At 73.1% G+C, this 22534-nt stretch carries 18 protein-coding genes (1 of these 18 only partly in view); 10 read left to right on the plus strand and 8 right to left on the minus strand.

Annotated features, from left to right (window positions below; genetic code table 11):
* Nucleotides 1–716 carry the 3' portion of a tryptophan--tRNA ligase gene (gene trpS / locus HUT19_RS18010; RefSeq protein ID WP_176181469.1) on the plus strand. 307 nt of this gene lie to the left of the window's left edge, so only the last 716 of its 1023 coding nucleotides appear in the window; its start codon lies beyond the left edge, outside the window; its stop codon occupies nt 714–716.
* 1 nt (nt 717) lies between these two features.
* Here trpS and proC read toward each other — a convergent pair whose 3' ends face one another.
* Nucleotides 718–1527: a pyrroline-5-carboxylate reductase gene (gene proC / locus HUT19_RS18015; protein WP_176181470.1), complete on the minus strand. Its 810-nt coding sequence runs from the start codon at nt 1525–1527 to the stop codon at nt 718–720.
* Between the two features lie 894 nt (nt 1528–2421).
* Here proC and HUT19_RS18020 point away from each other — a divergent pair.
* Together HUT19_RS18020 and HUT19_RS18025 are read left to right on the plus strand one after the other, a co-directional pair.
* A complete protein-coding gene (locus HUT19_RS18020) occupies nt 2422–4026 on the plus strand; it encodes a SulP family inorganic anion transporter (protein WP_176181471.1) in 1605 nt (534 codons plus the stop codon).
* A gap of 269 nt (nt 4027–4295) precedes the next feature.
* Nucleotides 4296–6521, plus strand: coding sequence for a PQQ-binding-like beta-propeller repeat protein (locus tag HUT19_RS18025; protein ID WP_176181472.1), 2226 nt, complete (start codon nt 4296–4298; stop codon nt 6519–6521).
* A gap of 16 nt (nt 6522–6537) precedes the next feature.
* Here HUT19_RS18025 and HUT19_RS18030 read toward each other — a convergent pair whose 3' ends face one another.
* Nucleotides 6538–6852 (minus strand): SH3 domain-containing protein, encoded by a 315-nt coding sequence (locus HUT19_RS18030; RefSeq protein WP_176181473.1) that lies wholly within the window; start codon nt 6850–6852, stop codon nt 6538–6540.
* 144 nt (nt 6853–6996) lie between these two features.
* Between HUT19_RS18030 and HUT19_RS18035 the strand changes: the two genes are divergently transcribed.
* The 3 genes from HUT19_RS18035 (at nt 6997) to HUT19_RS18045 (ending at nt 10034) form a co-directional block, all read left to right on the plus strand.
* Nucleotides 6997–9324 (plus strand): serine/threonine-protein kinase, encoded by a 2328-nt coding sequence (locus HUT19_RS18035; RefSeq protein WP_176187003.1) that lies wholly within the window; start codon nt 6997–6999, stop codon nt 9322–9324.
* A 105-nt stretch (nt 9325–9429) separates the two neighbouring features.
* On the plus strand, nt 9430–9660 hold the full coding sequence (locus tag HUT19_RS18040; protein ID WP_176181474.1) for a hypothetical protein: 231 nt from the start codon (nt 9430–9432) through the stop codon (nt 9658–9660).
* Complete coding sequence (locus tag HUT19_RS18045; protein ID WP_176181475.1) at nt 9657–10034, plus strand: PQQ-binding-like beta-propeller repeat protein; 378 nt, start codon at nt 9657–9659, stop codon at nt 10032–10034. The genes HUT19_RS18040 and HUT19_RS18045 overlap by 4 nt, the downstream gene beginning before the upstream one ends.
* A 47-nt stretch (nt 10035–10081) precedes the next feature.
* Here HUT19_RS18045 and ilvD read toward each other — a convergent pair whose 3' ends face one another.
* From ilvD to HUT19_RS18065, 4 genes are all read right to left on the minus strand, one after another.
* Nucleotides 10082–11932 carry a dihydroxy-acid dehydratase gene (ilvD, locus tag HUT19_RS18050; protein ID WP_176181476.1) on the minus strand — a complete coding sequence of 617 codons (1851 nt, stop codon included), beginning with the start codon at nt 11930–11932 and terminating at the stop codon, nt 10082–10084.
* A 183-nt stretch (nt 11933–12115) separates the two neighbouring features.
* Nucleotides 12116–12742: a TetR/AcrR family transcriptional regulator gene (locus tag HUT19_RS18055; protein ID WP_176181477.1), complete on the minus strand. Its 627-nt coding sequence runs from the start codon at nt 12740–12742 to the stop codon at nt 12116–12118.
* A complete protein-coding gene (locus tag HUT19_RS18060; protein ID WP_176181478.1) occupies nt 12739–13584 on the minus strand; it encodes a sugar phosphate isomerase/epimerase in 846 nt (281 codons plus the stop codon). The genes HUT19_RS18055 and HUT19_RS18060 overlap by 4 nt, the downstream gene beginning before the upstream one ends.
* Before the next feature lie 162 nt (nt 13585–13746).
* Nucleotides 13747–14676: a Ppx/GppA phosphatase family protein gene (locus HUT19_RS18065; RefSeq protein WP_176181479.1), complete on the minus strand. Its 930-nt coding sequence runs from the start codon at nt 14674–14676 to the stop codon at nt 13747–13749.
* An 83-nt stretch (nt 14677–14759) separates the two neighbouring features.
* Here HUT19_RS18065 and HUT19_RS18070 point away from each other — a divergent pair, with 83 nt between their 5' ends.
* The gene (locus HUT19_RS18070; protein WP_176181480.1) at nt 14760–15623 is read left to right on the plus strand and encodes a hypothetical protein; all 864 of its coding nucleotides are present in this window, start codon (nt 14760–14762) and stop codon (nt 15621–15623) included.
* 57 nt (nt 15624–15680) lie between these two features.
* Here the strand turns inward: HUT19_RS18070 and HUT19_RS18075 are convergent, their stop codons facing one another.
* Nucleotides 15681–17492, minus strand: coding sequence for a sigma-70 family RNA polymerase sigma factor (locus HUT19_RS18075; protein WP_176181481.1), 1812 nt, complete (start codon nt 17490–17492; stop codon nt 15681–15683).
* 181 nt (nt 17493–17673) lie between these two features.
* On the opposite strand from HUT19_RS18075, the gene radA reads away from it, so the two are divergent.
* Nucleotides 17674–19107, plus strand: a complete 1434-nt coding sequence (radA, locus tag HUT19_RS18080) for a DNA repair protein RadA (protein ID WP_176181482.1) — start codon at nt 17674–17676, stop codon at nt 19105–19107.
* Between the two features lie 245 nt (nt 19108–19352).
* A complete protein-coding gene (gene disA, locus HUT19_RS18085; RefSeq protein ID WP_176187005.1) occupies nt 19353–20411 on the plus strand; it encodes a DNA integrity scanning diadenylate cyclase DisA in 1059 nt (352 codons plus the stop codon).
* Nucleotides 20412–20502: 91 nt separating this feature from the next.
* Here the strand turns inward: disA and HUT19_RS18090 are convergent, their stop codons facing one another.
* Nucleotides 20503–21348, minus strand: coding sequence for a hypothetical protein (locus HUT19_RS18090; RefSeq protein ID WP_176181483.1), 846 nt, complete (start codon nt 21346–21348; stop codon nt 20503–20505).
* A gap of 239 nt (nt 21349–21587) precedes the next feature.
* On the opposite strand from HUT19_RS18090, the gene HUT19_RS18095 reads away from it, so the two are divergent.
* Nucleotides 21588–22511, plus strand: a complete 924-nt coding sequence (locus HUT19_RS18095) for an A/G-specific adenine glycosylase (RefSeq protein WP_254885635.1) — start codon at nt 21588–21590, stop codon at nt 22509–22511.
* Nucleotides 22512–22534 lie beyond the last annotated feature (23 nt).

Here is a 22534-nt window from a genome sequence, read left to right on the forward strand (position 1 = left end):
AGTGCACCGCGGCCGACGGCGAGATGCGGCGGATGATCCAGTACAAGGAGAAGACCGCGCGGGAGCGGGCCCGGGGCGGTAGCGTACGGCTGTCGCTGCTCACCTACCCGGCGCTGATGGCGGCCGACATCCTGGCGTTCGGCACGGACGAGGTACCGGTCGGCGACGACCAGGTGCAGCACGTGGAACTGGCCCGGGACCTGGCGCAGCGGTTCAACCAGCGGTACGGGACCGTCTTCACCGTGCCGCGGGCAACGCGCCCCTCGGTGGCCGCGCGGGTGATGGACCTCCAGGACCCGCTGTCGAAGATGGGGAAGTCGCACGCCGAGACGGCGGGGATCGTCTATCTGCTCGACGAGACGGATGTGGTCCGCAAGAAGATCATGCGTGCCGTGACGGACAGCGGGACCGACGTGGTGTACGACCCGGTGGAGCGGCCGGGGGTGGCCAATCTGCTGGATGTGCTCGCCTCGTGCACCGGTGACAAGCCGGGGGTGCTGGCCGAGCAGTTCACCTCGTACGGGGCTCTGAAGGGTGCGGTGGCCGAGGCGGTGGTGGAGCTGCTGCGGCCGATCCGCGCCCGGCACGCGGAGCTGTGTGCCGACACCTCTTATGTGGACGGGGTGCTGCGGGCCGGGGCGGAGCGGGCGCGGGGACTGGCGCGGCCACGGGTGGACGCGGCGTACGCGGCGGTGGGGCTGCTGCCGCCCGCGTGAGTCAGCCGTTGCCGGAGGCGAGCTCGCGGCTGCGGTCGCGGGCCGCCTCCAGGGCGGCGATGAGGGCGGCACGCACGCCGTGGCTCTCCAGTTCACGGATGGCGTTGATGGTGGTGCCCGCCGGGGAGGTCACGGCTTCGCGCAGCTTGACCGGGTGCTCACCGCTGTCGCGGAGCATCACCGCCGCGCCGATGGCCGCCTGGACGATGAGGTCATGGGCCTTGTCGCGGGGCAGGCCGAGCAGGATGCCCGCGTCGGTCATGGCCTCGACGAGGAAGTAGAAGTAGGCGGGGCCGGAGCCGGACAGGGCGGTGGCGGCGTCCTGCTGGGACTCGGGGACGCGGAGGGTCTTGCCGACGCCGCCGAAGATCGCCTCGGCGTGGGCGAGGTGCTCCTCCGTGGCGTGGCTGCCGGCCGAGATCACCGACATGGCCTCGTCCACCAGGGCGGGGGTGTTGGTCATGACCCGGACGACCGGGGTGCCCGCGGCCAGCCGCTCCTCGAAGAAGGAGGTGGGGATGCCCGCGGCGCCGGAGATGACCAGCCGGTCGACGGGGACGTGCGGGGCCAGCTCGTCCAGAAGGGTCCCCATGTCCTGCGGCTTGACGGTGAGGATGAGGGTGTCGGCGTACTTGGCAGCCTCGGCGTTCGAGACGGCCTCGACGCCGTGGCGGGATCGCAGCTCTTCGGCGCGCTCCGGTCGGCGGGCGGTGACCAGCAGATCGGACGGCGACCAGCCGCCCCGGATCATTCCGCTGAGAAGGGCTTCGCCGATCTTTCCCGTGCCGAGCACGGCGACCTTCTCCGTCATGGTGCGGCTCTCCTCATGCCTTGCGGTGGGCAGCGGTATGGAGCGAAGGAACGCAGCTGGGCGTGTCGCGTCCATCAGGGCGTACTCCGCCATCCTCCCATGGTCCGTGGGGCTCGCCGACGATTTATTCACTGTTCGATGAATTAATTTTTACCTTGCCGTCCGGCGCACGGGGGTGGCCGGATCGCGCCAGCGCTCGCCGGGGTGAACGGAGTCCGATCCTCCTGTTCGATAATCCCGCGTTCACAATTCAGTTACATATCGACTTGCAAATGGTCACGCCCTTCTGGGGACAATGGGAGTCGGTGTCGATACGTGCGGGAGGGGGGCGATGGTGAGGACGATTCGGAACGCCGCACGCGGACTGCTTGCCGTCGTTTCCGTCTTAGTCGCCCTCTTCATCGCGGCAGACTGCGCCTCCGCGCAGGTCACCCACCCCGAGACCATCCATACGACCGTGTCCGCCGATATCCGGCCGGCCGTCGGGACCATCTCCTCTCACCATGACACCGGGGCAGAGGACTGCCACGGGCTCCGTGGCGGACGGGCCCCGTTCACCGCTCCCACGCCGAGCGGCAAATACGGATGTGTGTGCGGATGCGATGCGGTGCCGTCGGCACCCCGTACCGCCGTCACCACAGCCCTCACCGGACGCCGGACCGTTCCCCTGGTGAGATCGGGCGAGCTGCCCGTTCTCCTTCAGATCTTCCGCTGCTGAGAGCTACGCCGTCGTAGCCCGGCGGTGCCGCTCAACGACACACAGCTCTCACGCTTTCTCTTCAGCAAGCGATCCAACCGCCAGCGACCGATTCCATCGATCCCACTGACGTGGCGCTATGCCGCGCCCCCGGCTGCCTGTGCGCAGGTCGACGGGGCGCTCTGGAGGCAACCCTCATGCGAAAGATCCTTGATCGTTTTCGTGCTGCCGGAGGCTCCTCACCCGGCTCCGGACCCGGCACCGGAACACCCACCGGAACACTCCGTGCCGACTTCACCGCATCCCTCGTCGTCTTCCTCGTCGCAGTGCCCCTGTGCGTGGGCGTGGCCGTGGCCTCCGGTGTACCGGCCGAACTCGGCCTGATCACCGGCATCGTCGGCGGGCTGGTGACCGGCTTCCTGCCGGGCAGCAGCCTTCAGGTCAGCGGCCCCGCCGCCGGGCTGACCGTCCTCGTCTACGAGGCGGTCGAGAAATACGGCCTCGCCGCCCTGGGCGTCCTCGTCCTGGCGGCCGGGCTGCTCCAGCTGGCGATGGGCGCGCTGCGCCTGGGCCGCTGGTTCCGCGCGATCTCGGTCGCGGTGGTGCAGGGCATGCTCGCGGGCATCGGCCTGGTGCTGATCGCCGGACAGCTGTACGCGCTCGCCGACGCCAAGGCCCCGAGCAGCGGTCTCGGCAAGATCGGCGGCATTCCCGAGCTGATCGCCGATGCGGCCGGTTCCGGCACCGCGCTGAAGGCGGTGGCCGTGGGCGCCGGGACGATCGCGGTGCTGATCCTGTGGCCGCGCTTCCACCGGGGGGCCAAGGTCCTCCCCGCTCCGCTGGCGGCGGTGGCCCTCATGACGACCGCGACCGTGGCGCTCGACCTGCCCGTGGCCAAGGTCGAGGTCCAGGGACTGCTGGAGGCGGTGCAGCCGCCCGGTGGCAGTGAGTTCGCGGCGCTGGCCGAGGTCGGCGTCATCGGGACCATCCTGGCCTTCACGCTGATCGCCTCGGCCGAGAGCCTCTTCAGCGCCGCCGCCGTCGACCGGCTGCACGACGGTCCGCGGACGGACTACGACAAGGAGCTCATGGCGCAGGGCGCGGGCAACGCGCTGTGCGGTGCCCTGGGCGCGCTGCCGATGACCGCGGTGATCGTGCGCAGCGCGGCCAATGTGCGGGCCGGCGCGAAGACGAAGGTGTCGCGGGTGCTGCACGGTGTGTGGCTGCTGGTCTTCGCGGTGCTCTTCCCCTCGGCGCTCGGCGTCATCCCGGTGGCGGCGCTGGCGGGTGTGCTGGTGCACGCGGGCTGGAAGCTGATCCCGGTCAAGGACCTGGTTCCGCTGTGGAAGGAACACCGCGGTGAGGCGGTGGTGCTCATGGTGACCGCGGGGTCGATCGTGATCACGAACATGTTCGAGGGCGTTGTCATCGGTCTGCTGATGGCCGTGGCCAAGACGGCCTGGGAGACCTCGCACGTCCATGTGGAGGTCCGCGGGCTCGACGACGAGGACAGCACGCCGGTCCGCGTCCGGGTGCTGGGCAACGCCACCTTCCTGCGGCTGCCCAAGCTGGTCGACGAACTGGAGGCGCTGCCGCGGGAGCGAGTGGTGGAGCTGGACCTGAGCGGGCTGCGCCATGTGGACCACGCCTGCGGTATGGCGCTGGCCACCTGGACCGAACGGCACAACGCGGTGGTCAGCCATGAGGCGGGGGCCACGGCCGCGCGCGGCTCCGAGACGCCCGGGTCCCCCGACGCTCCCGAGGCCCCCGAGGCCCCCGAGGAGCGCAAGATCCTGGCGTAGCACCGCCGCACTCTTCTGACGGCCCCCGGTGCCTGGTGCGCCGGGGGCCCTCGTGCGTACCGCCCCGGCCGGGTGTCCGTACCGGCACGGCCGTGTCCCGGGAGCCGCCCGGCGCCCGCGCGGGGACGGGGATCGCCATCGCCCTGCCGCCCGCCTGACGCGCCCTCTAGTCTGAGGTGTCCGGGGGCCGGTGGGTCCGATGGGGCCAGTGGGACCCGGACGACCACGCCTACGCACGGACGCACAGGCACTCGAGGGGAGGGATGACCATGCCGCTCAGCGCCGGGGATCCGGAGAGGATCGGGGACTACGCGCTGGAGGACCGGCTCGGCTCCGGCGGGATGGGAGTCGTCTACCTCGCGCGCTCCGCCTCTGGCCGTCAGGTCGCGGTCAAGGTCGTACACCAGCAGTTCGCCGAGAACGACGAGTTCCGCACCCGCTTCCGGCAGGAGGTGGCGGCCGCGCGGCGGGTCAGCGGCGCCTTCACCGCCCCCGTCGTGGACGCCGACCCGGAGGCCGAACGCCCCTGGATGGCCACCCTCTACGTGCCCGGGCCCACCCTCTCCGAGCGGTTGACCGACGGCGGTCCGCTCGACGCCGCGGAGCTGCGGCGGTTGGCGCTGGGACTGGTCGAAGCGCTGAGCGACATCCACCGGGTGGGGGTGGTGCACCGCGATCTCAAACCCGCCAATGTGCTGATCGCCCCCGACGGTCCGCGCGTGATCGACTTCGGGATATCCCGGGCCGGGGACAACCAGGCGCTGACGGAGACCGGCCGGGTGATGGGCACTCCGCCGTTCATGTCGCCCGAGCAGCTGAGCCGTCCGCGGGAGGTGACCGCCGCCTCGGACGTGTTCTCGCTGGGCGCGCTGCTGGTGTACGCGGCGACCGGGGGCAGCCCCTTCGACGCCGAAAGCCCGTATATGACGGCGTACCAGGTGGTGTACGAGCCGCCGTCGCTGGAGGAGGTGGCCGAGCCGCTGCACGGTGTCGTCCGGCGCTGTCTGGCCAAGGCTCCCGACGACCGCCCCGGACTCGCCGAGCTGGAGCGGCTGCTGGACGCGCTGCCGGGCAGCGGCCCGGTCCGGGTGAACGGTGGTGCCCAGGGCGGCAGGCGCGGCCGGGGCGGCGCGGAGCGCACCTGGGCCACGACGCTCAACGGGTTCCGCAGGCGCCGGCCGGTCCTCGCCGCGGTGACGGGCGCCGCGGCGCTCGCCCTCGTCGGTGGCACGGTCGCGCTGGTGAACTCCCCCAGCGGCGGGGTCCGTACCGGTGGTGCGGCCGAAGAGGCCGGACAGCCGTCCCGCGCGGAGCGGGTGATCGCACTTCCGGCGGGCTGGCGGCCGTGGCAGCTGTCGCTGTTCGAGGTGGCGGGGGACGCCGGGGCCGAGGGCGCGGCCGTCGCCGACGACGAGGTGTTCGGGCGCTGCGAGCGCGTCGGCACCGACCTGTACTGCGGGGGCTACGGCTTCTCGGCGGTCCGGGTGGACGGAGCGACGGGGCACGTCGAGTGGCGTACCGAGGACCTGTCGTCGGACGCCGAGGATTCGAGCATCGGCAGCCAGCCCATCGGAGTGCGGGACGGACGCGTCATCGTGCACGACGGCCCGAGCGACACCCCCCAGGTCGTCGGCCTGGACACGGAGACGGGCCGGAAGAAGTGGTCACGGCGGACCAGCGACAACACCGACACGGCCGTGTTCGGCCACGGAGTGCTGGTCAGCGACCCGGGTGACCGTTCGCTGACCGCGTGGAAGGCGACCACCGGGGAGCGGCTGTGGACGATGCCCGTGCCCCGGGGGCAGATCTGCTCGGCCGTGGCGTACGACGAGGTGCCGTACGCGCTGTGCTCGGAGAATGTCACGGGCGAAGGCGACCACGTCCGGTACAGCGTGCTGCGTCTCGACCCGCGCGACGGTACCCCGAAGCGGCTGGTCCGGCTGAAGGACGTCGACAACCCGCTGGGGGTGGTCGGTCATGAGCTGCTGATACCGCGCCTGGGGGACGACTTCGGGCCGACCAGGTACGTCTCCGCGACCCTGGTCGACCTGCGTACCGGCGCCATCCGCAGGACGGCGTTCCCGGACAACGCGCGGGGCGATGCCACCCTGCTCGACGACCGCGTCTACTTCGTCCAGGAGAGCGGCAGGGTCACCGCGGTCGACGCGAAGAACGGAAAGCAGCTGTGGAGCGAGGCGACGACCGTGGAGCGGCTGGGGCCGCCGGTGCTGTCGGAGCGCGAGAACACCGTCTATCTGGCCAGCTCCAGCGGCCGGTTGCTCGCACTCGACCAGCGCACCGGCAAGGAGCGCTGGCAGGGCGCGGCACGCAGCCCGTCCAGCGGCACGGGGTCGGCGCAGGTGCTGCGGGTGCGGGGCGCGGTGGCGGCGCTGGCCGGTGACGGGACGCTGTTCTCGGTGGACCCGCTGCGGCCGGACGCGAAACCCGCGAAGCCGGACGGGAAACCCACCAGGAGCGCCACCCCGCGCGACTAGATCACGGCACGGCGGGTCAGCCGCAGGGCACGGTGACGAAGCCGTCGCTGCCGGTCTTCACATACGCGTCGGACACGTACTGACCGGGCGCGATGCAGTCCCAGATGTCCGTGGTGCCGTACGGTCCCGAGACCTTCTGGCCGTGCCGCTGACAGCGGATCGGGACCCGGGTGTTGTACGGCAGCACCTTGATCAGTCGGTGGTGGGTGCCGGGACCGCTGCGGACATTGACCTGGTGGCCGGGTGCGGTCGGATAGGTCACCGCCCCCGCGGCGCTCCCCGCGCTCTCCTCGACAGCGGTCTCATCCATGGCGGCGTCGTCGATGGCCATTGGGCCCTCCCCCGTTGAACTGCTTTTCCGAGTTGTGTGGATGTCGTGTGACCTGCCACGACATGCGGAGGCTAGCAAGGCTCGTACAGGTCATCGACTAGGCTCGCCGAGTCGCAACTGGGGCCGAATTTCACGGGGGTGGGCATGCCGCCGGTGCGCAGACCCGGGTCGGACCCGGAAGCGGAGGATCCGGAGTTCGCCGGGCAGTATCGGCTCGAGGCACGCCTCGGCTCGGGCGGCATGGGTGTGGTGCATCTGGCGCGCTCGACGTCGGGGCGGCGGCTCGCGGTCAAGGTCGTGCATGCCGACTATGCCCAGGACCCCGAGTTCCGGGCGCGGTTCCGGCAGGAGGTGGCGGCCGCGCGTCGGGTCAGCGGCGCCTTCACCGCCCCCGTCGTGGACGCCGATCCGGAGGATCCGCGGCCCTGGATGGCCACCCAGTACATCCCCGCCCCCACCCTTGCCGAAGAGGTCAAGCGGAACGGCCCGCTGGCGGCGGGCGAGGTGGCGCGGCTGGCCGCGGGGCTCGCGGAGGCGCTGCGCGACATCCACCGGGCCGGAGTGGTGCACCGCGACCTCAAGCCGAGCAACGTCCTGCTCGCGGCGGACGGCCCGAAGGTCATCGACTTCGGCATCTCCCGGCCCGCCGACAGTGAACTTCGCACCGAGACGGGGCAGTTGATCGGCACCCCGCCGTTCATGGCGCCCGAGCAGTTCCAGCGGCCGCGTACGGTGGGCCCGGCCGCGGATGTGTTCGCGCTGGGGTCGGTGCTGGTGCACGCGGCCACCGGGCGCGGGCCGTTCGAGTCCGAGAGCCCCTATCTCGTGGCGTACCAGGTGGTGCACGACGAGGCCGATCTCGCCGGGGTGCCGGGCGAGTTGCTGCCGCTGGTCCAGCGCTGTCTGGCCAAGGACCCCCGCGAGCGCCCCACTCCGGACGCGCTGATGACGGTGTTGCGTGCGGTGGGCGGGCCGCTGCCGCCGCTGGCGCGCGCCGCGGTGCCGCTGGTACCGGCGCAGCGGACACCGGACCCGGTGTCGCTGCCGGGCGGGGGCGCGGGCGCCGTGCGGGAGCGGGCGGCCGACGGCGGGGCGGGCCCCGGAGCGACCGGCGAGGACGGCACCGGCACCGGCATCAGCGCGGGCACCGGCCGCAACTCCGGCGCCGGGGACCCCGATACGGCGGCCGGGGACACCGACACCCATGTCAAGGAGGCGGCTCCCGGCCCCGGCCCGGTGCGGCGCCGGAGGGTACGCCGCTGGGTGACGGCCGGGCTCACGGCCGCCGTGCTGTTCGCCGCGGGCACGGTCGTGGCGCTGCGCCAGTTCGACGAGCCGCGCCCGCGCCCGCACACGGACGCGGGGCGCGATCCGCAGAACAGCGCGGCCACCACCACACCGTGGCGGCCGTGGCGGGCCACGCTCGGCGGCGGCCGGGCGGCGGGCACCGGCACGGCGCGGCCCGCGTTCTGCTCGTACGGGGACGGGGCGCTGTACTGCGCCGGACGGGCCGTCGGGGCCGCGCGGCTGGATCCGGCCGACGGCCGGGTGGTGTGGTCGCGTCCGGCCGAGGCGAGCGGTTCGGACGACGGGGTGCCCAGCACCCCGGTGCTCTCCGGCGGTCTGCTGCGGGTGGTGTCGCCGGACGGGGCGCGGCTGGAGGCGCTGGACCCGGCAACCCACCGGGTCCGCTGGCGCCGTGATGTGTCCGGGTTCGGCGGCCGGGTCTACCCCGCGGGCGACACGGTGCTGCTGGTCGCGGCGGACGGCACGGTCCGGGCGGTCAATGGCGCCACCAACCGGGAGCGCTGGCGCCACCGGCTGCCCGGCCACGCCCGGCCCAGCTTCTTCGCGTACGGCGACGGCCGCACCGGGTACGCCGTCACCACCTCCCCCGACGGGTCACGCACCTTGGTCACCGCGGTGGACACGGTGCGCGGGACGACGCGGTGGCGGCATGCCTTCACCGGGCAGCTCACCCCGGCCGGGGCCGGGCCGCGCGGGGCCCTGCTGATGACCGAGACCGACAGCCGGACCCGTACCACCGCCGTGGTGCGCTACGAACCGGGGCGGCGCGCCGTACGGCGGTCCGCGCTGACCACACCGGTGTCCGCGACCAGCGCGGTCACCCGGGGCGGGGCGGTGTATCTGCTGTGCGCGGACGGCGGGCTGGTGGCCGTGGACACCGGGCGGGGCGAACGGGGCTGGCGGCTGGAGACCTCGGTGGCCAATGCCTCACCGCTGGTGGCCACCGACGGACGGCTGTACTTCTCGGCGGCGGACGGCAGGCTGCTGGCGGTGGACGCCGAGCGGGGCACGCTGATCGGCCAGACCGAGCCGCGTGCGGGCGGTGCCGGGCAGAGCTATCTGGAGCTGGTGCCCGCGCCGGTGGCGGCGGACGGCAAGGTGTTCGCGGCGGCCCCGGACGGCACGGTCTTCGGGGTGGACGAGCGGAACCCGGCGGGCTGGTGAGCCCCCGGGTGCGCTGACCGGCCCCGCCACCGGCCGCACTACAGTGACGCTGCATCGTGGGTCGGCAGGGGAAGGGCGGCCGAACGGCTCGCGCTGGAGGTGCTGTTGGCGCGGCTGCGCGCCCTGCCCGCCGGCAACACCGGCAATGTCACCGCGGATGAGGGCGATGGCGAGGGCGGTGACGGAGCGGGCGGTGACGGAGCGGGCGCGGACACGGGACCCACGGTCGTCGGCCGTCCGCGGCGCCGGAGGCCGCCGCTGGTGGCCGCGGCGGCCACCGCGGCGCTCGTCCTCGTCGGTCCCTCGACCCGGACGGCGGGGCGTCGCGCCGGGTGAGGCTGCCGCCGGGGCTCAGCGGGGACCAGCTCACCCCGGCCCTGGTGGACAGCACCCTCTCTTTCGTCCGGGAGAACGGCGAGGTCGTCGCCGTCACGCTGGACGGCAAGCGGCTGTGGCACCGTGCGACCCAGGTGGAGTTCCTGGGCTCACCCGCTTTCTCCGAGCGCCGCGACACCCTCCATCTGGCCACCGCCGCGGGCCGGTTGGTGGCGCTGGACGGGGGCGACGGCCGGGCGCGGTGGCGGGGCAAGCCCCGTACCGACCCGGGCGGCGCCCCGGCGCAGACGCTGCTGATGCGTCACGCGCTCTCCATGGTGTACGGATACGCACGGGTGGAGGTGGCGAGCACGGACGTCGGCCGGAAGGGCTGACGCGCCCGGGCTTCCGGCCGTCCGCCCAGGCGGCCGATGTCGCGCCGTCAGCCCAGCTGGCTGATGTCGCGCACGGCGCCCTTGTCGGCGCTGGTGGCCATCGCCGCATAGGCGCGCAGTGCGGTGGACACCTTGCGCTCGCGGTCCTTCGGGGCGTAGACGCCGCCGAGCTCCTCCCGACGGGCCGCCAGCTCCTCATCGCTCACCAGGAGTTCGATGGACCGGGCCGGGATGTCGATCCGGATCCGGTCGCCGTCCCGGACCAGCGCGATGGTGCCGCCGGACGCCGCCTCGGGCGAGGCGTGGCCGATGGACAGACCCGATGTACCGCCGGAGAAGCGGCCGTCGGTGATCAGCGCACATGCCTTGCCCAGACCGCGGCCCTTGAGGAAGGAGGTCGGGTAGAGCATCTCCTGCATCCCGGGGCCGCCCTTGGGACCCTCGTAGCGGATGACCACCACGTCGCCCTCGGTGACCTGCTTCTTCAGGATCTTGTCGACGGCCTCTTCCTGCGACTCGCAGACCACGGCCGGGCCTTCGAAGGTCCAGATCGACTCGTCGACGCCCGCGGTCTTCACCACACAGCCGTCGACGGCCAGATTGCCCTTGAGGACCGCGAGCCCGCCGTCCTTGGAGTAGGCGTGCTCCAGGTCGCGGATGCAGCCGCCCGCGGCGTCCGTGTCCAGGCTGTCCCAGCGCTCGGACTGCGAGAAGGCGGTGGCGGAGCGCCGGCAGCCGGGGGCCGCGTGCCACAGCTCGACGGCCTCGGCCGACGGAGAACCGCCGCGCACGTCCCAGGTCTTGAGCCAGTCGGCGAGCGAGGAGCTGTGCACGGAGTGGACGTCCTCGTTCAGCAGCCCGCCGCGGAACAGCTCGCCGAGGATCGCCGGGATACCGCCCGCTCGGTGCACGTCCTCCATGTAGTACGTACCGCCGGGGGCGACGTTCGGGGCGACCTTGGCCAGGCAGGGCACCCGGCGGGAGACCTCGTCGATGTCCCGCAGGTCGTAGTCGAGGCCGGCCTCCTGGGCGGCGGCCAGCAGATGCAGGATCGTGTTGGTCGAGCCGCCCATGGCGATGTCGAGCGCCATGGCGTTCTCGAACGCGGCGCGGGAGCCGATGGAGCGCGGCAGCACGGTGTGGTCGTCCTGCTCGTAGTGGCGCTTGGTGATCTCCACGACGGTGCGGCCCGCGGTCTCGTACAGCGCCTTGCGGGCGGTGTGGGTGGCCAGCACCGAACCGTTGCCGGGGAGGGCGAGGCCCATCGCCTCGGTCAGGCAGTTCATCGAGTTGGCGGTGAACATGCCGGAACAGGAGCCGCAGGTCGGGCAGGCGTTCTGCTCGATGCGGAGGATGTCCTCGTCCGAGACGTTCTCGTTGACCGCGTCGGAGATCGCGTTGATCAGGTCCAGCTTGCGGACGGTGCCGTCGACCAGCGTGGCCCGGCCCGCCTCCATGGGGCCGCCGGAGACGAAGACGGTCGGGATGTTGAGCCGCATCGCGGCCATCAGCATCCCGGGCGTGATCTTGTCGCAGTTGGAGATGCAGATCAGCGCGTCCGCGCAGTGGGCCTCGACCATGTACTCGACGGAGTCGGCGATCAGGTCGCGGGAGGGCAGCGAGTAGAGCATCCCGCCGTGGCCCATGGCGATGCCGTCGTCCACCGCGATGGTGTTGAACTCGCGGGGGATGCCGCCCGCCGCGTGGATCGCCTCGCTGACGATCCGGCCGACCGGCTGGAGGTGGGTGTGACCGGGCACGAACTCGGTGAAGCTGTTGGCCACGGCCACAATGGGCTTGCCGAAGTCCTCGCGCGCTACGCCGGACGCCTGCATAAGGGCGCGGGCGCCCGCCATGTTGCGGCCGTGGGTGACGGTGCGGGACCTCAGCTCGGGCACGGTACTCGGCTCCCTCGTCATGCGGATGGCGATCGTGGTGCGGATCGCGTGGATCGGAGTCTTCTGAGCCTACGCCTCACATCCGCGATCCGGACAGTGCGTCCGGATCGCGGGACGGCCTGCCCACTCCTCGGAAGGGTCCGGCCGGTGCCGCGATGCTTGCCGACCGGCCCTTGCCGCGGCTCAGCCCTCGGTGAGATAGCGCTGGAGGGTCGGCGCGACCATGGCGATGATGTCCTCCGCCTCGGCGGAGGCCAGCGGCTCCATCTTGATCAGATAGCGAAGCATCGCGATCCCGATCATGTGTCCCGCCGCCAGCTGGGTCCGGAACGCGGGATCCGGTACATCCAGCTCGCCCGCCATTCGCAGCAGCACCCGGCGCCCGATCAGCTCGCGCAGCACCGCGGCGGCGGCCTCGTTGGTCAGTGCCGAGCGCATCACGGCCAGCAGCGGAAGCCGGGTGACCGGGTTCTCCCAGATGCCGAGGATATAGCGGGCCATCCGCTCGCCCGCGGCCTCCCGGCTGCCCTGGACGACCTCGGGTACGGCCATCGCGGGGGCCAGGATCAGCTCGATGGCCGCGCCGAAGACCTGCTCCTTGGTGCCGAAGTAGTGGTGCACCAGCGCGGGGTCCACCTCGGCCGCCTTGGCGATACCGCGGATGGAGGTCTTGTCGTAGCCGCGCTCGGCGAACTCGTTGCGCGCGGCGGTCAGGATCCGGTCCCGGGCGGCGGGCCCGTCGGCGGCGCCGGTGCGGGCCGGGCGGCCGCGCTTGCGCGGACCGGCGGGCGGGGGCGCGGCGGAGGTCATGAGCCGGGCACCGCCCTGCTGGAGCGGGACTTCGGGGCCGGGGAGGCCAGATGGAGCCGGGTGAAGGCCAGCGCTTCGGCGAGATCGGCCTCGCGCTCGGTGGTGGACATCGCACGCCGGGTGTTGACCTCGACCACCACATGGCCGTCGAACCCCTGCGCGGCGAGACGTTCCAGCAGCTCGGCACAGGGCTGGGAGCCGCGCCCCGGGACCAGGTGCTCGTCCTTGTTGGAGCCCTGACCGTCCGCGAGGTGGACATGGCCCAGCCGGTCGCCCATGCGGTCCACCATGCCGAGCGCGTCGGCGCGGGCGGTGGCGGTGTGCGACAGGTCGATCGTGAAGTGGCGGTAGTCGTCCTTGGTGACGTCCCAGTCCGGGGCGTAGGCGAGCATCTCGCGGTCGCGGTAGCGCCAGGGGTACATGTTCTCGACCGCGAACCGCACATCGGTCTCGTCCGCCATCCGCCAGATTCCGCGGACGAACTCGCGGGCGTAGGAACGCTGCCACCGGAAGGGCGGGTGGACGACGACCGTGGAGGCGCCCAGTTTCTCGGCCGCCGATCTCGCCCGCTGGAGCTTGACCCAGGGATCGGTGGACCACACCCGCTGGGTGATCAGCAGGCACGGCGCGTGCACGGCGAGGATCGGCACCCGGTGGTAGTCCGAGAGCCGACGCAGGGCCTCTATGTCCTGGCTGACCGGATCGGTCCACACCATGACCTCGACACCGTCGTAGCCCAGGCGGGCGGCGATCTCGAACGCCGTCGCCGTCGACTCCGGATAGACCGATGCTGTGGACAGCGCGACCTTCGCATCCGGGATGCGCACCACTGGCTCTGTCACGAGGGACAGCGTACGGCGACCGGTCGGGCGGCGAGCAGAACGGGTCGGAAGCACGTCGTCATGGCGTGCTCACAAACAGGTCATGGCCGGACCATGGCGACATCGCAGCGGGGTCGGCGAGACGCCCGGCGCCCTCCCGGCCAATCCCGACCGTGGCGAGCGTCACGTCGGCAGATGGTCCAGCCGACGCAGGATGACGCCCTCGCGCAGCGCCCAGGGGCAGATCTCCAGTTCCTCGACGCCGAAGAGGTCCATGGCGCCCTCCGCGACCAGCGCCCCGGCCAGCAGCTGCGCCGCCCGCCCCTCGGACACCCCGGGCAGCCCGGCGCGGTCCGCCGCGGGCATGGCGGCCAGTTTCGGCACCCACTCCTCCAGCGCCTTGCGGGTCAGCTGACGCTGGACGTACAGGCCCTCGGTGGAGCGGGCCGCGCCCGCGATCCTGGCCAGCTGCCTGAAGGTCTTGGAGGTGGCCACCACATGGTCCGGGGCGCCGTGCCGGCTGAAGTCTCCGACGGTGCGGGCGATCTCGGTCCGCACATGGCGCCGCAGGGCCCGTACGTCGGCCGGATCGGGCGGGTCGCCGGGCAGCCAGGAGGCGGTCAGCCGGCCCGCGCCCAGTGGCAGCGAGACGGCCGCGTCGGGCTCCTCGTCGATCCCGTACGCGATCTCCAGCGAACCGCCGCCGATGTCCAGGACCAGCAGCTTCCCCGCCGACCAGCCGAACCAGCGGCGGGCCGCCAGAAAGGTGAGGCGCGCCTCGTCCGCACCGCTGAGCACCTGGAGCCGCACCCCGGTCTCCTCGGCGACCCGGGCGAGGACGTCATCGGCGTTGGCCGCCTCGCGGACGGCGGAGGTGGCGAACGGCAGCACATCCTCCACACCCTTGTCCTCGGCCGCCTCCAGGGCCTCCTGGACCACCGTGACCAGGCGTTCCACCCCCTCGGGGCCGATGGCTCCGTCACCGTCGAGGAGTTCGGCCAGCCGCAGCTCCGCCTTGTGCGAGTGCGCGGGCAGCGGGCGCGCGCCGGGATGCGCGTCCACCACCAGCAGGTGGACGGTATTCGAACCCACATCGAGGACACCGAGTCTCATGGCCAGAACGCTACTGCGCGGAGTGCGTACTCATGCACGGGTCCCCGCCCTCCGCTTTTCGCCGAGGGGCATACCCTTGCTCCGTGGCAAAGACGAAAAAGGCGAAGCAGGACAAAGGCCAGAAGGGCGCCCCGGAGCGGAGGGCCGAGGAGCAGATCTCGTCCCCGGCCGGGGACGAGGTCGGCCTCGACTTCGCCCGCGCGTGGGTCGAATTTCCCGATCCGGCCGACGACGAACAGGTCTTCCGGTGTGATCTCACATGGCTGACCTCCCGCTGGACCTGCATTTTCGGCCAGGGCTGCCAGGGCATCCAGCCGGGTCGCGCGAGCGACGGCTGCTGCACGCTGGGCGCGCACTTCTCGGACGAGGAGGACGAGGAGCGCGTCGGGCGCCATATGGCCCGGCTCACCCCGGAGATCTGGCAGTTCCACGACGAGGGGCATGCCCGCGGCTGGGTGCAGGAGGACGAGGACGGTGACCGCCAGACCCGCCGCCACCAGGGCTCGTGCATCTTCCAGAACCGCCCCGGGTTCGCGGGCGGCGCGGGCTGTGCGCTGCACATCCTGGCGCTGCGCGAGGGGCGCGAACCGCTGGAGACCAAGCCGGACGTGTGCTGGCAGCTGCCGGTCCGCCGGTCGTACGAGTGGATCGACCGGCCCGACGACACCCGGGTGCTCCAGGTCACCATCGGTGAGTACGACCGTCGGGGCTGGGGTCCGGGCGGCCACGATCTGAACTGGTGGTGCACCTCGGCGGCCTCGGCGCACGGGGCCGGTGAACCGGTGTACGTCTCCTACCGGCCGGAGCTCACGGAGCTGATGGGCAAGGCCGGATACGACCGGCTGGCCGAGCTCTGCGAGGCCCGCCTCGCGTCCACGCTGCCGCTGCTGGCCCCGCATCCGGCCGACCCGGCCGAGGGAGCAGCCCCGGGCTGTTCGGGTCACTGACCTGAGCCCAGGCGGGTCCTTCGGGCCCGTCCGCCGCCGCCTTCCACCGGACGGGGCCTAGTACTTCGGGGTGGCCGAGCCGGACGGGGCGGGGTCCGGATCGTCCGGGGAGGGGCTCGGGCTGCCGGACGGCTCGCTGGGCCCGGGCGTGGGCCCGGGGGGCGCGCCATGGCCCTCGATCACCACGATCGCGCCCGAGGGCGCGATGCCGACCCGGGCGCTCCAGTGACCGGACGGCTCGCGCTCCCGGTCCACCGAGACCGTGACCGTCGTGGACTCACCGGGCCGGAGCACCCCGGCCGTGTGGTGCAGCCGGAGCCAGGACGCGCCAGCGGAGGCGGACCAGCGGACCGGGGAGCCACCGGAGGCCGTGAGGGTGATGACGGTGGTATCGCCCCGGGGCTGGGCCTCGACGGTCAGCCGCCCCGGGCCGGGCGCGGGACGGGCGGGGCCGGAGCCGCCGCCGGGGCGGTCGGCGCGGTCGGCGGAGCCCGAGGGGCCCGGCCGCCGGTCGCCGTTCTTCCCGCCGTGTCTCCCGTGGTGCTTGTCCGTGCCGTCCGGGCTGATGACCTCGACCGAGACATCCGCGGACCGTTTCCCGCCCTCGGTGCCGCGGCCGGAGCCGAGCCGGGCGCCGGAACGGTCCTGCGCGCTGCCGGTGCGCTCGAAGGAGTTTCCGTCCAGCCGCTTGCGGCCGGTCGGGAACTCCTCGACACCGTCCGCGTTGGCGGCGGCCACCGAGTCCGTGTCGTGCTCGTCACCGGCGAGCGGGGCGCCCCGGTAGGCCGCCCACAGCGCGAGCACCGGGGCCGCCACGACCGTGGCGACCACCGTGGTGGTGAGGGCGCGGCTGCGCATCCGGCTGCGCCGCGCCGCCCGGTCCTGGGGGTCCAGCGGGAAGCCGCGCCGGTCGAAGCGGGGCCCTGGAACGGCGCGCGCGGGGCGCCCGCTGAGCGCGCACATCATCGCGGCCTGCACGGCCGCCCGCGGCGCCTCCACCAGCGGCAGGGCCGCGGGGGCGGCGGCCGTGCCGGGCCAGGGGCCGTCCGCGGTGGCCCGCTCGGCCATCCGGCGGCATGCGCGGCAGTCGTCCACATGCCGCACCAGCTCACGGCGGAGGGCGGCGGAGAGCAGCACTTGGGTGTCGCCCGCGAGCCGGGCGACCACCGGGCAGTGGCCCAGTTCGACGACGGCGAGCGCGGCACGGGTCCGCTCCACCTCGCAGGCGGCGCTGGAGAGCAGGGCGCGGGTCTCGTCCGGCTCCTTGCCGAGCGCTGCGGCCACCTCGGCCGGGGTGAGCTGGTGGCGCACGGCGAGCTCGAGCGCCTCGCGCTGCTCGGCGGTGGTCCCGGCGGCCTCCGGCCAGGCGAGCGCGGCCAGTTCACGGCGGCGCTGGGCGGCGAGCGGCTCGGGCAGCTCCGCGTCGGCGGCGAAAGCGCCGACGGCGGCGGTGGGGTGGTCCGCGGCGCCCGGCGGGGTGTCCGGCCCCTGGTCGCCGTGGCGCGCACGGACCGCGCGCCAGTCCCTGAACCCCCGGTACTCGCGCCGCTCCCTCAGCTCGGCCAGGGTGCGCAGACAGGCCCAGCGGGCGACCGCGTAGAGCCAGGGGCGGCACAGATCGCCCTCGGCGGGGGCGCGTCCGCGCCCCCGGCCGCGCCGGCGCTCGGCCACCGCCAGCACATCGCCGAGGGTGGCGGCTGCCGCGTCGTGCTCGCACAGGACCGACAGGCAGTACGTGAACAGGCCGTCGAGGTACGGCTCGTAGCGCGCCGGCGGCCGCTGGGGGCGCGTATCGCCGGAGCGGGGCGCACGCCGATGCGCCCGGTGTGCGCCGGTGGCCTGTGTCGAGTGCTCGGACCTGCTGCTCATCACTCGGTGACGGTAGGCGGATGATGCAGACTTCCTCGCGCCACTTGCACAGTTTTAACCCTTACGGGTGACCATCTCCCTCATAAGGGGACAGGTGTCCCACTCCGCCGGGCGCAACCTGCTATGCGCTTCCGCACGGGTCCGGGCCCCCGTTGTCGGCGGCCGACGCTAGCGTTACGGCATGGCTGCCCGTAGCTCCTCCCGCTCATCCGCCAAGGACCGGCCCTCCTACCGCTGCACCGAATGCGGCTGGACCACCGCCAAGTGGCTCGGCCGCTGCCCGGAGTGCCAGGCATGGGGCACGGTCGAGGAGTTCGGCGCACCCGCGGTGCGGACCACCGCGCCCGGCCGGGTCACCTCGGCCGCGCTGCCCATCGGCCAGGTCGACGGCCGTCAGGCCACCGCCCGGTCCACCGGGGTGGCCGAGCTGGACCGGGTGCTCGGCGGCGGGCTGGTGCCCGGTGCCGTGGTGCTGCTCGCCGGGGAGCCGGGGGTGGGCAAGTCCACGCTGCTGCTCGACGTCGCCGCCAAGGCCGCCGGCGACGACCACCGCACCCTGTACATCACCGGGGAGGAGTCGGCGAGCCAGGTGCGGCTGCGCGCCGACCGCATCGGCGCTCTCAGCGAGCAGCTGTACCTCGCCGCGGAGACCGATCTCTCCGCCGTCCTCGGCCATCTCGACTCGGTCAAGCCGTCCCTGCTGGTGCTGGACTCCGTGCAGACCGTCGCCTCCCCCGAGATCGACGGCGCTCCCGGCGGTATGGCGCAGGTCCGCGAGGTGGCCGGGGCCCTGATCCGCGTCTCCAAGGAGCGCGGTATGTCCACCCTGCTGGTGGGCCATGTGACCAAGGACGGCGCGATCGCGGGTCCCCGGCTGCTGGAGCATCTGGTCGACGTGGTGCTGCACTTCGAGGGCGACCGGCACGCCCGGCTGCGGCTGGTGCGCGGGGTGAAGAACCGCTACGGGGCCACCGACGAGGTCGGCTGCTTCGAGCTGCACGACGAGGGCATCACCGGGCTCGCCGACCCCTCCGGGCTGTTCCTCACCCGCCGCGACGAGCCGGTGCCGGGCACCTGTCTGACCGTCACCCTGGAGGGGCGCAGGCCGCTGGTGGCCGAGGTCCAGGCGCTCACCGTGGACACCCAGATCCCCTCCCCCCGCCGCACCACCTCGGGGCTCGAGACCTCGCGGGTGTCGATGATGCTCGCCGTGCTGGAGCAGCGCGGCCGGATCAACGCGCTCGGCAAGCGCGACATCTACAGCGCGACGGTGGGCGGGGTGAAGCTGACCGAGCCCGCCGCGGACCTCGCCGTGGCCCTGGCGCTGGCCAGCGCCGCCAGCGACACCCCGCTGCCGAAGAACCTGGTGGCCATCGGCGAGGTGGGGCTCGCGGGCGAGGTCCGCCGGGTCACGGGGGTGCAGCGGCGGCTGGCCGAGGCCGCCCGGCTCGGCTTCACGCACGCCCTCGTCCCGTCCGACGCGGGCCGGATCCCCGACGGGATGCGGGTGCTGGAGGTGGCGGACATCGGGGACGCGCTGCGGGTGCTGCCCCGGCGCCGGGACCGGGGTGAGCGGGGTGAGCGGACCCGGGCGGCCGCGGAGGACCGCGGCTGAGCCGGTCGGTTACGGTGCGCAGGGGCCGGGGGCTGAGGGCCGCGCTCCGGTTCCCGCCCACGGGCGTACGCCGGGAGACCCCACGGGAGGCCGGTGACCGCCGGTAGACTTTGCCCTGGTCTCGCCCGTCCGTGGCCTCGCACACCGGCGCGGAGGGGCGATCGCGGCACCGACAGACCTGGCGACGGAGGAGTGCAGTGGCAGCAGGCGACCGGGCTTCGGCTCCCGGCAAAGCCGACGGTCTGATGCGCGCCTCCCTGAGCGCCGTCGCGCCCGGCACGGCACTGCGCGACGGCCTGGAGCGGGTGCTCCGGGGCAATACGGGCGGGCTGATCGTGCTCGGCACGGACCGGACCATGGAGTCGCTGTGCACCGGCGGCTTCGTCCTCGACGTCGAGTTCACCGCGACCCGGCTGCGCGAGCTGTGCAAGCTGGACGGCGCGCTGATCCTCGACAAGGACATCACCAAGATCGTGCGGGCGGGGGTGCAGCTCGTCCCGGACGCGTCGATCCCCACCGAGGAGACCGGCACCCGCCACCGCACCGCGCAGCGCGTCTCGATCCAGACCGGCTTCCCGGTGGTCTCCGTCAGCCAGTCGATGCGGCTGATCGCGCTGTACGTGGACGGGCAGCGGCGGGTCCTGGAGGACTCCGCGGCGATCCTCTCCCGCGCCAACCAGGCGCTGGCCACCCTGGAGCGCTACAAGCTCCGGCTGGACGAGGTCGCGGGCACCCTCTCCGCCCTGGAGATCGAGGACCTGGTCACGGTCCGGGACGTGAGCGCGGTCGCGCAGCGTCTCGAGATGGTCCGGCGCATCGCCACCGAGATCGCCGAGTACGTGGTCGAGCTGGGCACCGACGGGCGGCTGCTCTCCCTCCAGCTCGACGAGCTGATCGCGGGTGTGGAGCCGGAGCGCGAGCTCGTGGTGCGGGACTACGTCCCCGAGCCGACCGCCAAGCGCACCCGCACCGTCGCCGACGCGCTCGCCGAGCTGGACCGGCTGACCCATGCCGAGCTGGTCGAACTGCCGATCGTGGCGCGGGCACTGGGCTACAGCGGCTCGCCCGAGACGCTGGACGCGGCGGTTTCGCCGCGCGGCTTCCGGCTGCTGGCGAAGGTGCCGCGGCTCCCGGGCGCCATCATCGAGCGGCTGGTGGAGCACTTCGGCGGACTGCAGAAGCTGCTGGCCGCCAGCGTGGACGACCTCCAGATGGTGGACGGCGTGGGCGAGGCGCGGGCGCGCTCGGTACGCGAGGGGCTCTCCCGGCTGGCCGAGTCCTCGATCCTGGAGCGCTACGTCTGATCCGAGGGTTCCGTCGGGGCCTCGAGGGAACCCGGGAGCCGACCGTCAGCCGTCGGGCCCGTCGGTCCTTCTCGCGTCGGTCCTTCTCGCGTCAGTCCTTCTTCAGGACGAACGACACCTGCGCGGTGCCGAGTCCGTCCAGCTTCGCCTCCACCAGATACGTACCGGACTTGGCCGCGGCCGGCCCCGACGGGGTGGCGCAGTGCTCGGCGCTGCGCTTGCGGTCCCACTCCACGGTGCGCTTGGTCTCGCCGGAGCCCGGCACCTCGACCAGGGCGGAGGCGGCGCTGCCCTCCGGACAGTCGCCTGAGGCCCAGATGTGCTCGTTGTCCGCGTCGGTGATGGTCAACGTGGCGGCCGCGCGGCCGAAGTCGACCTTGCAGGAGCTGTTCGAGGTGTTCTTCACGACGATCTCGAACGTGGGCTTCTCACCCGGCCCGTAGGAGTTCTTGACCTTCTCGTCCTTGACGCTGCGCACCGTCAGGTCGATGTCCGCGCGACGGCAGTCGGGCAGGCTGGACCCGACCGGGAGGGTCCGGCCGTCGCCGGAGCCGATGCCGTCGCCGCCGGTACCGCCGGATCCGCTGCCGCCGGCGCCACCGGATCCGGTGCCCGCACCACCGCTGTCCGTGCCCTCGTCGCCGGAGCCGGAGCCGGAGCCGGGGTCATCGGATCCGCCGCCGCCGTCCGACTCGTCGCGCCCGCCCGGCCGTTCGCTGTTGACCGGGGTGGTGGAGGAGGGTCCTGGGGTGATGGTGGACGCGGGTCCGCCACCGCCCGGCCCCTTGCCGTCGTCGTGGCCGCCGCCCGAACCGCCCCAGCCGGAGGCCCAGATGACAAGGAGCACCAAGAGCCCGAGAAGGGCCAGCGCAACGGCCCTCCGCCGCCAGTAGATGGAGGACGGAAGCGGCCCGATCGGATTGCGCAGAGATCCCACGCGGAAACTCTACGAGAGATCCGGAGCGCGACCCGCCAATAATCACCGCTCCGACCCCTACTTTTCTCATCATCGGACAGGATCCGCCAGCCGAGGCCGCACCCCGGGACGGCAAGCGGCCATCCGTTCCCGCCACGGCGTCCGGATTGCACGTTTTTTTACCAGCGGGGCGCGGCTCGACCCGAACGCCCGCGCCCTCGGCCACCGCAAGGGGCCCCGGCATGCCAGGATCGTCGGTGATGACTGCCAATTCCGCCCTCCCGGCCGCCGTAAGCCCGACCCCCTCCGACGGTGCCACCCTCCACCGGCCCGTCATCGACTGGTTCGACGCCCACGCCCGCGATCTGCCCTGGCGCCGCCCGGAGGCGGGGGCCTGGGGTGTGATGGTGAGCGAGTTCATGCTCCAGCAGACCCCGGTGAGCCGGGTGCTGCCGGTGTACGAGCAGTGGCTCGCCCGCTGGCCGCGCCCCGCCGACCTGGCCGCCGAGCCGCCCGGTGAGGCGGTCCGCGCCTGGGGGCGGCTCGGCTATCCGCGCCGCGCGCTGCGGCTGCACGGCGCCGCGGCCGCGATAAGGGAGCGCCACGGCGGCGACGTACCGAGCGACCACGCCCAACTGCTGGCGCTCCCGGGCGTGGGCGAGTACACGGCCGCGGCGGTGGCGTCCTTCGCGTACGGACAGCGCCACGCGGTCCTGGACACCAATGTGCGGCGGGTGTTCGCGCGGGCCATCGGCGGTACCCAGTACCCGCCGAACGCCACCACCGCCGCCGAACGCAAGCTGGCCCGCACCCTGCTGCCCGACGACGAGGGCGTCGCGGCCCGTTGGGCGGCCGCCACCATGGAGCTGGGCGCATTGGTGTGCACGGCCCGTACGCCCGCCTGTGTGCGCTGCCCGATCGTGGCGCACTGCGCCTGGCACGGGGCCGGGGCGCCGGAGCACGACGGCCCGCCGCGGCGCGGCCAGACCTACGCCGGGACCGACCGGCAGGTGCGCGGCAAGCTGCTGGCGGTGTTGCGGGAGGCGATCGCGCCGGTTCCGCAGGCGTCGCTGGACCAGGTGTGGAACGAACCGGTGCAGCGGGCCAGGGCGCTGGACGGTCTGGTGGCCGACGGTCTCGTCGAACCGCTCCCGGGCGGGTACTACCGGCTGCCGCTGACGTGATCCGCCCCACTCCCAACAGCCTG

Origin of the sequence: Streptomyces sp. NA02950, from assembly GCF_013364155.1 — a bacterium.
Classification (GTDB): domain Bacteria; phylum Actinomycetota; class Actinomycetes; order Streptomycetales; family Streptomycetaceae; genus Streptomyces.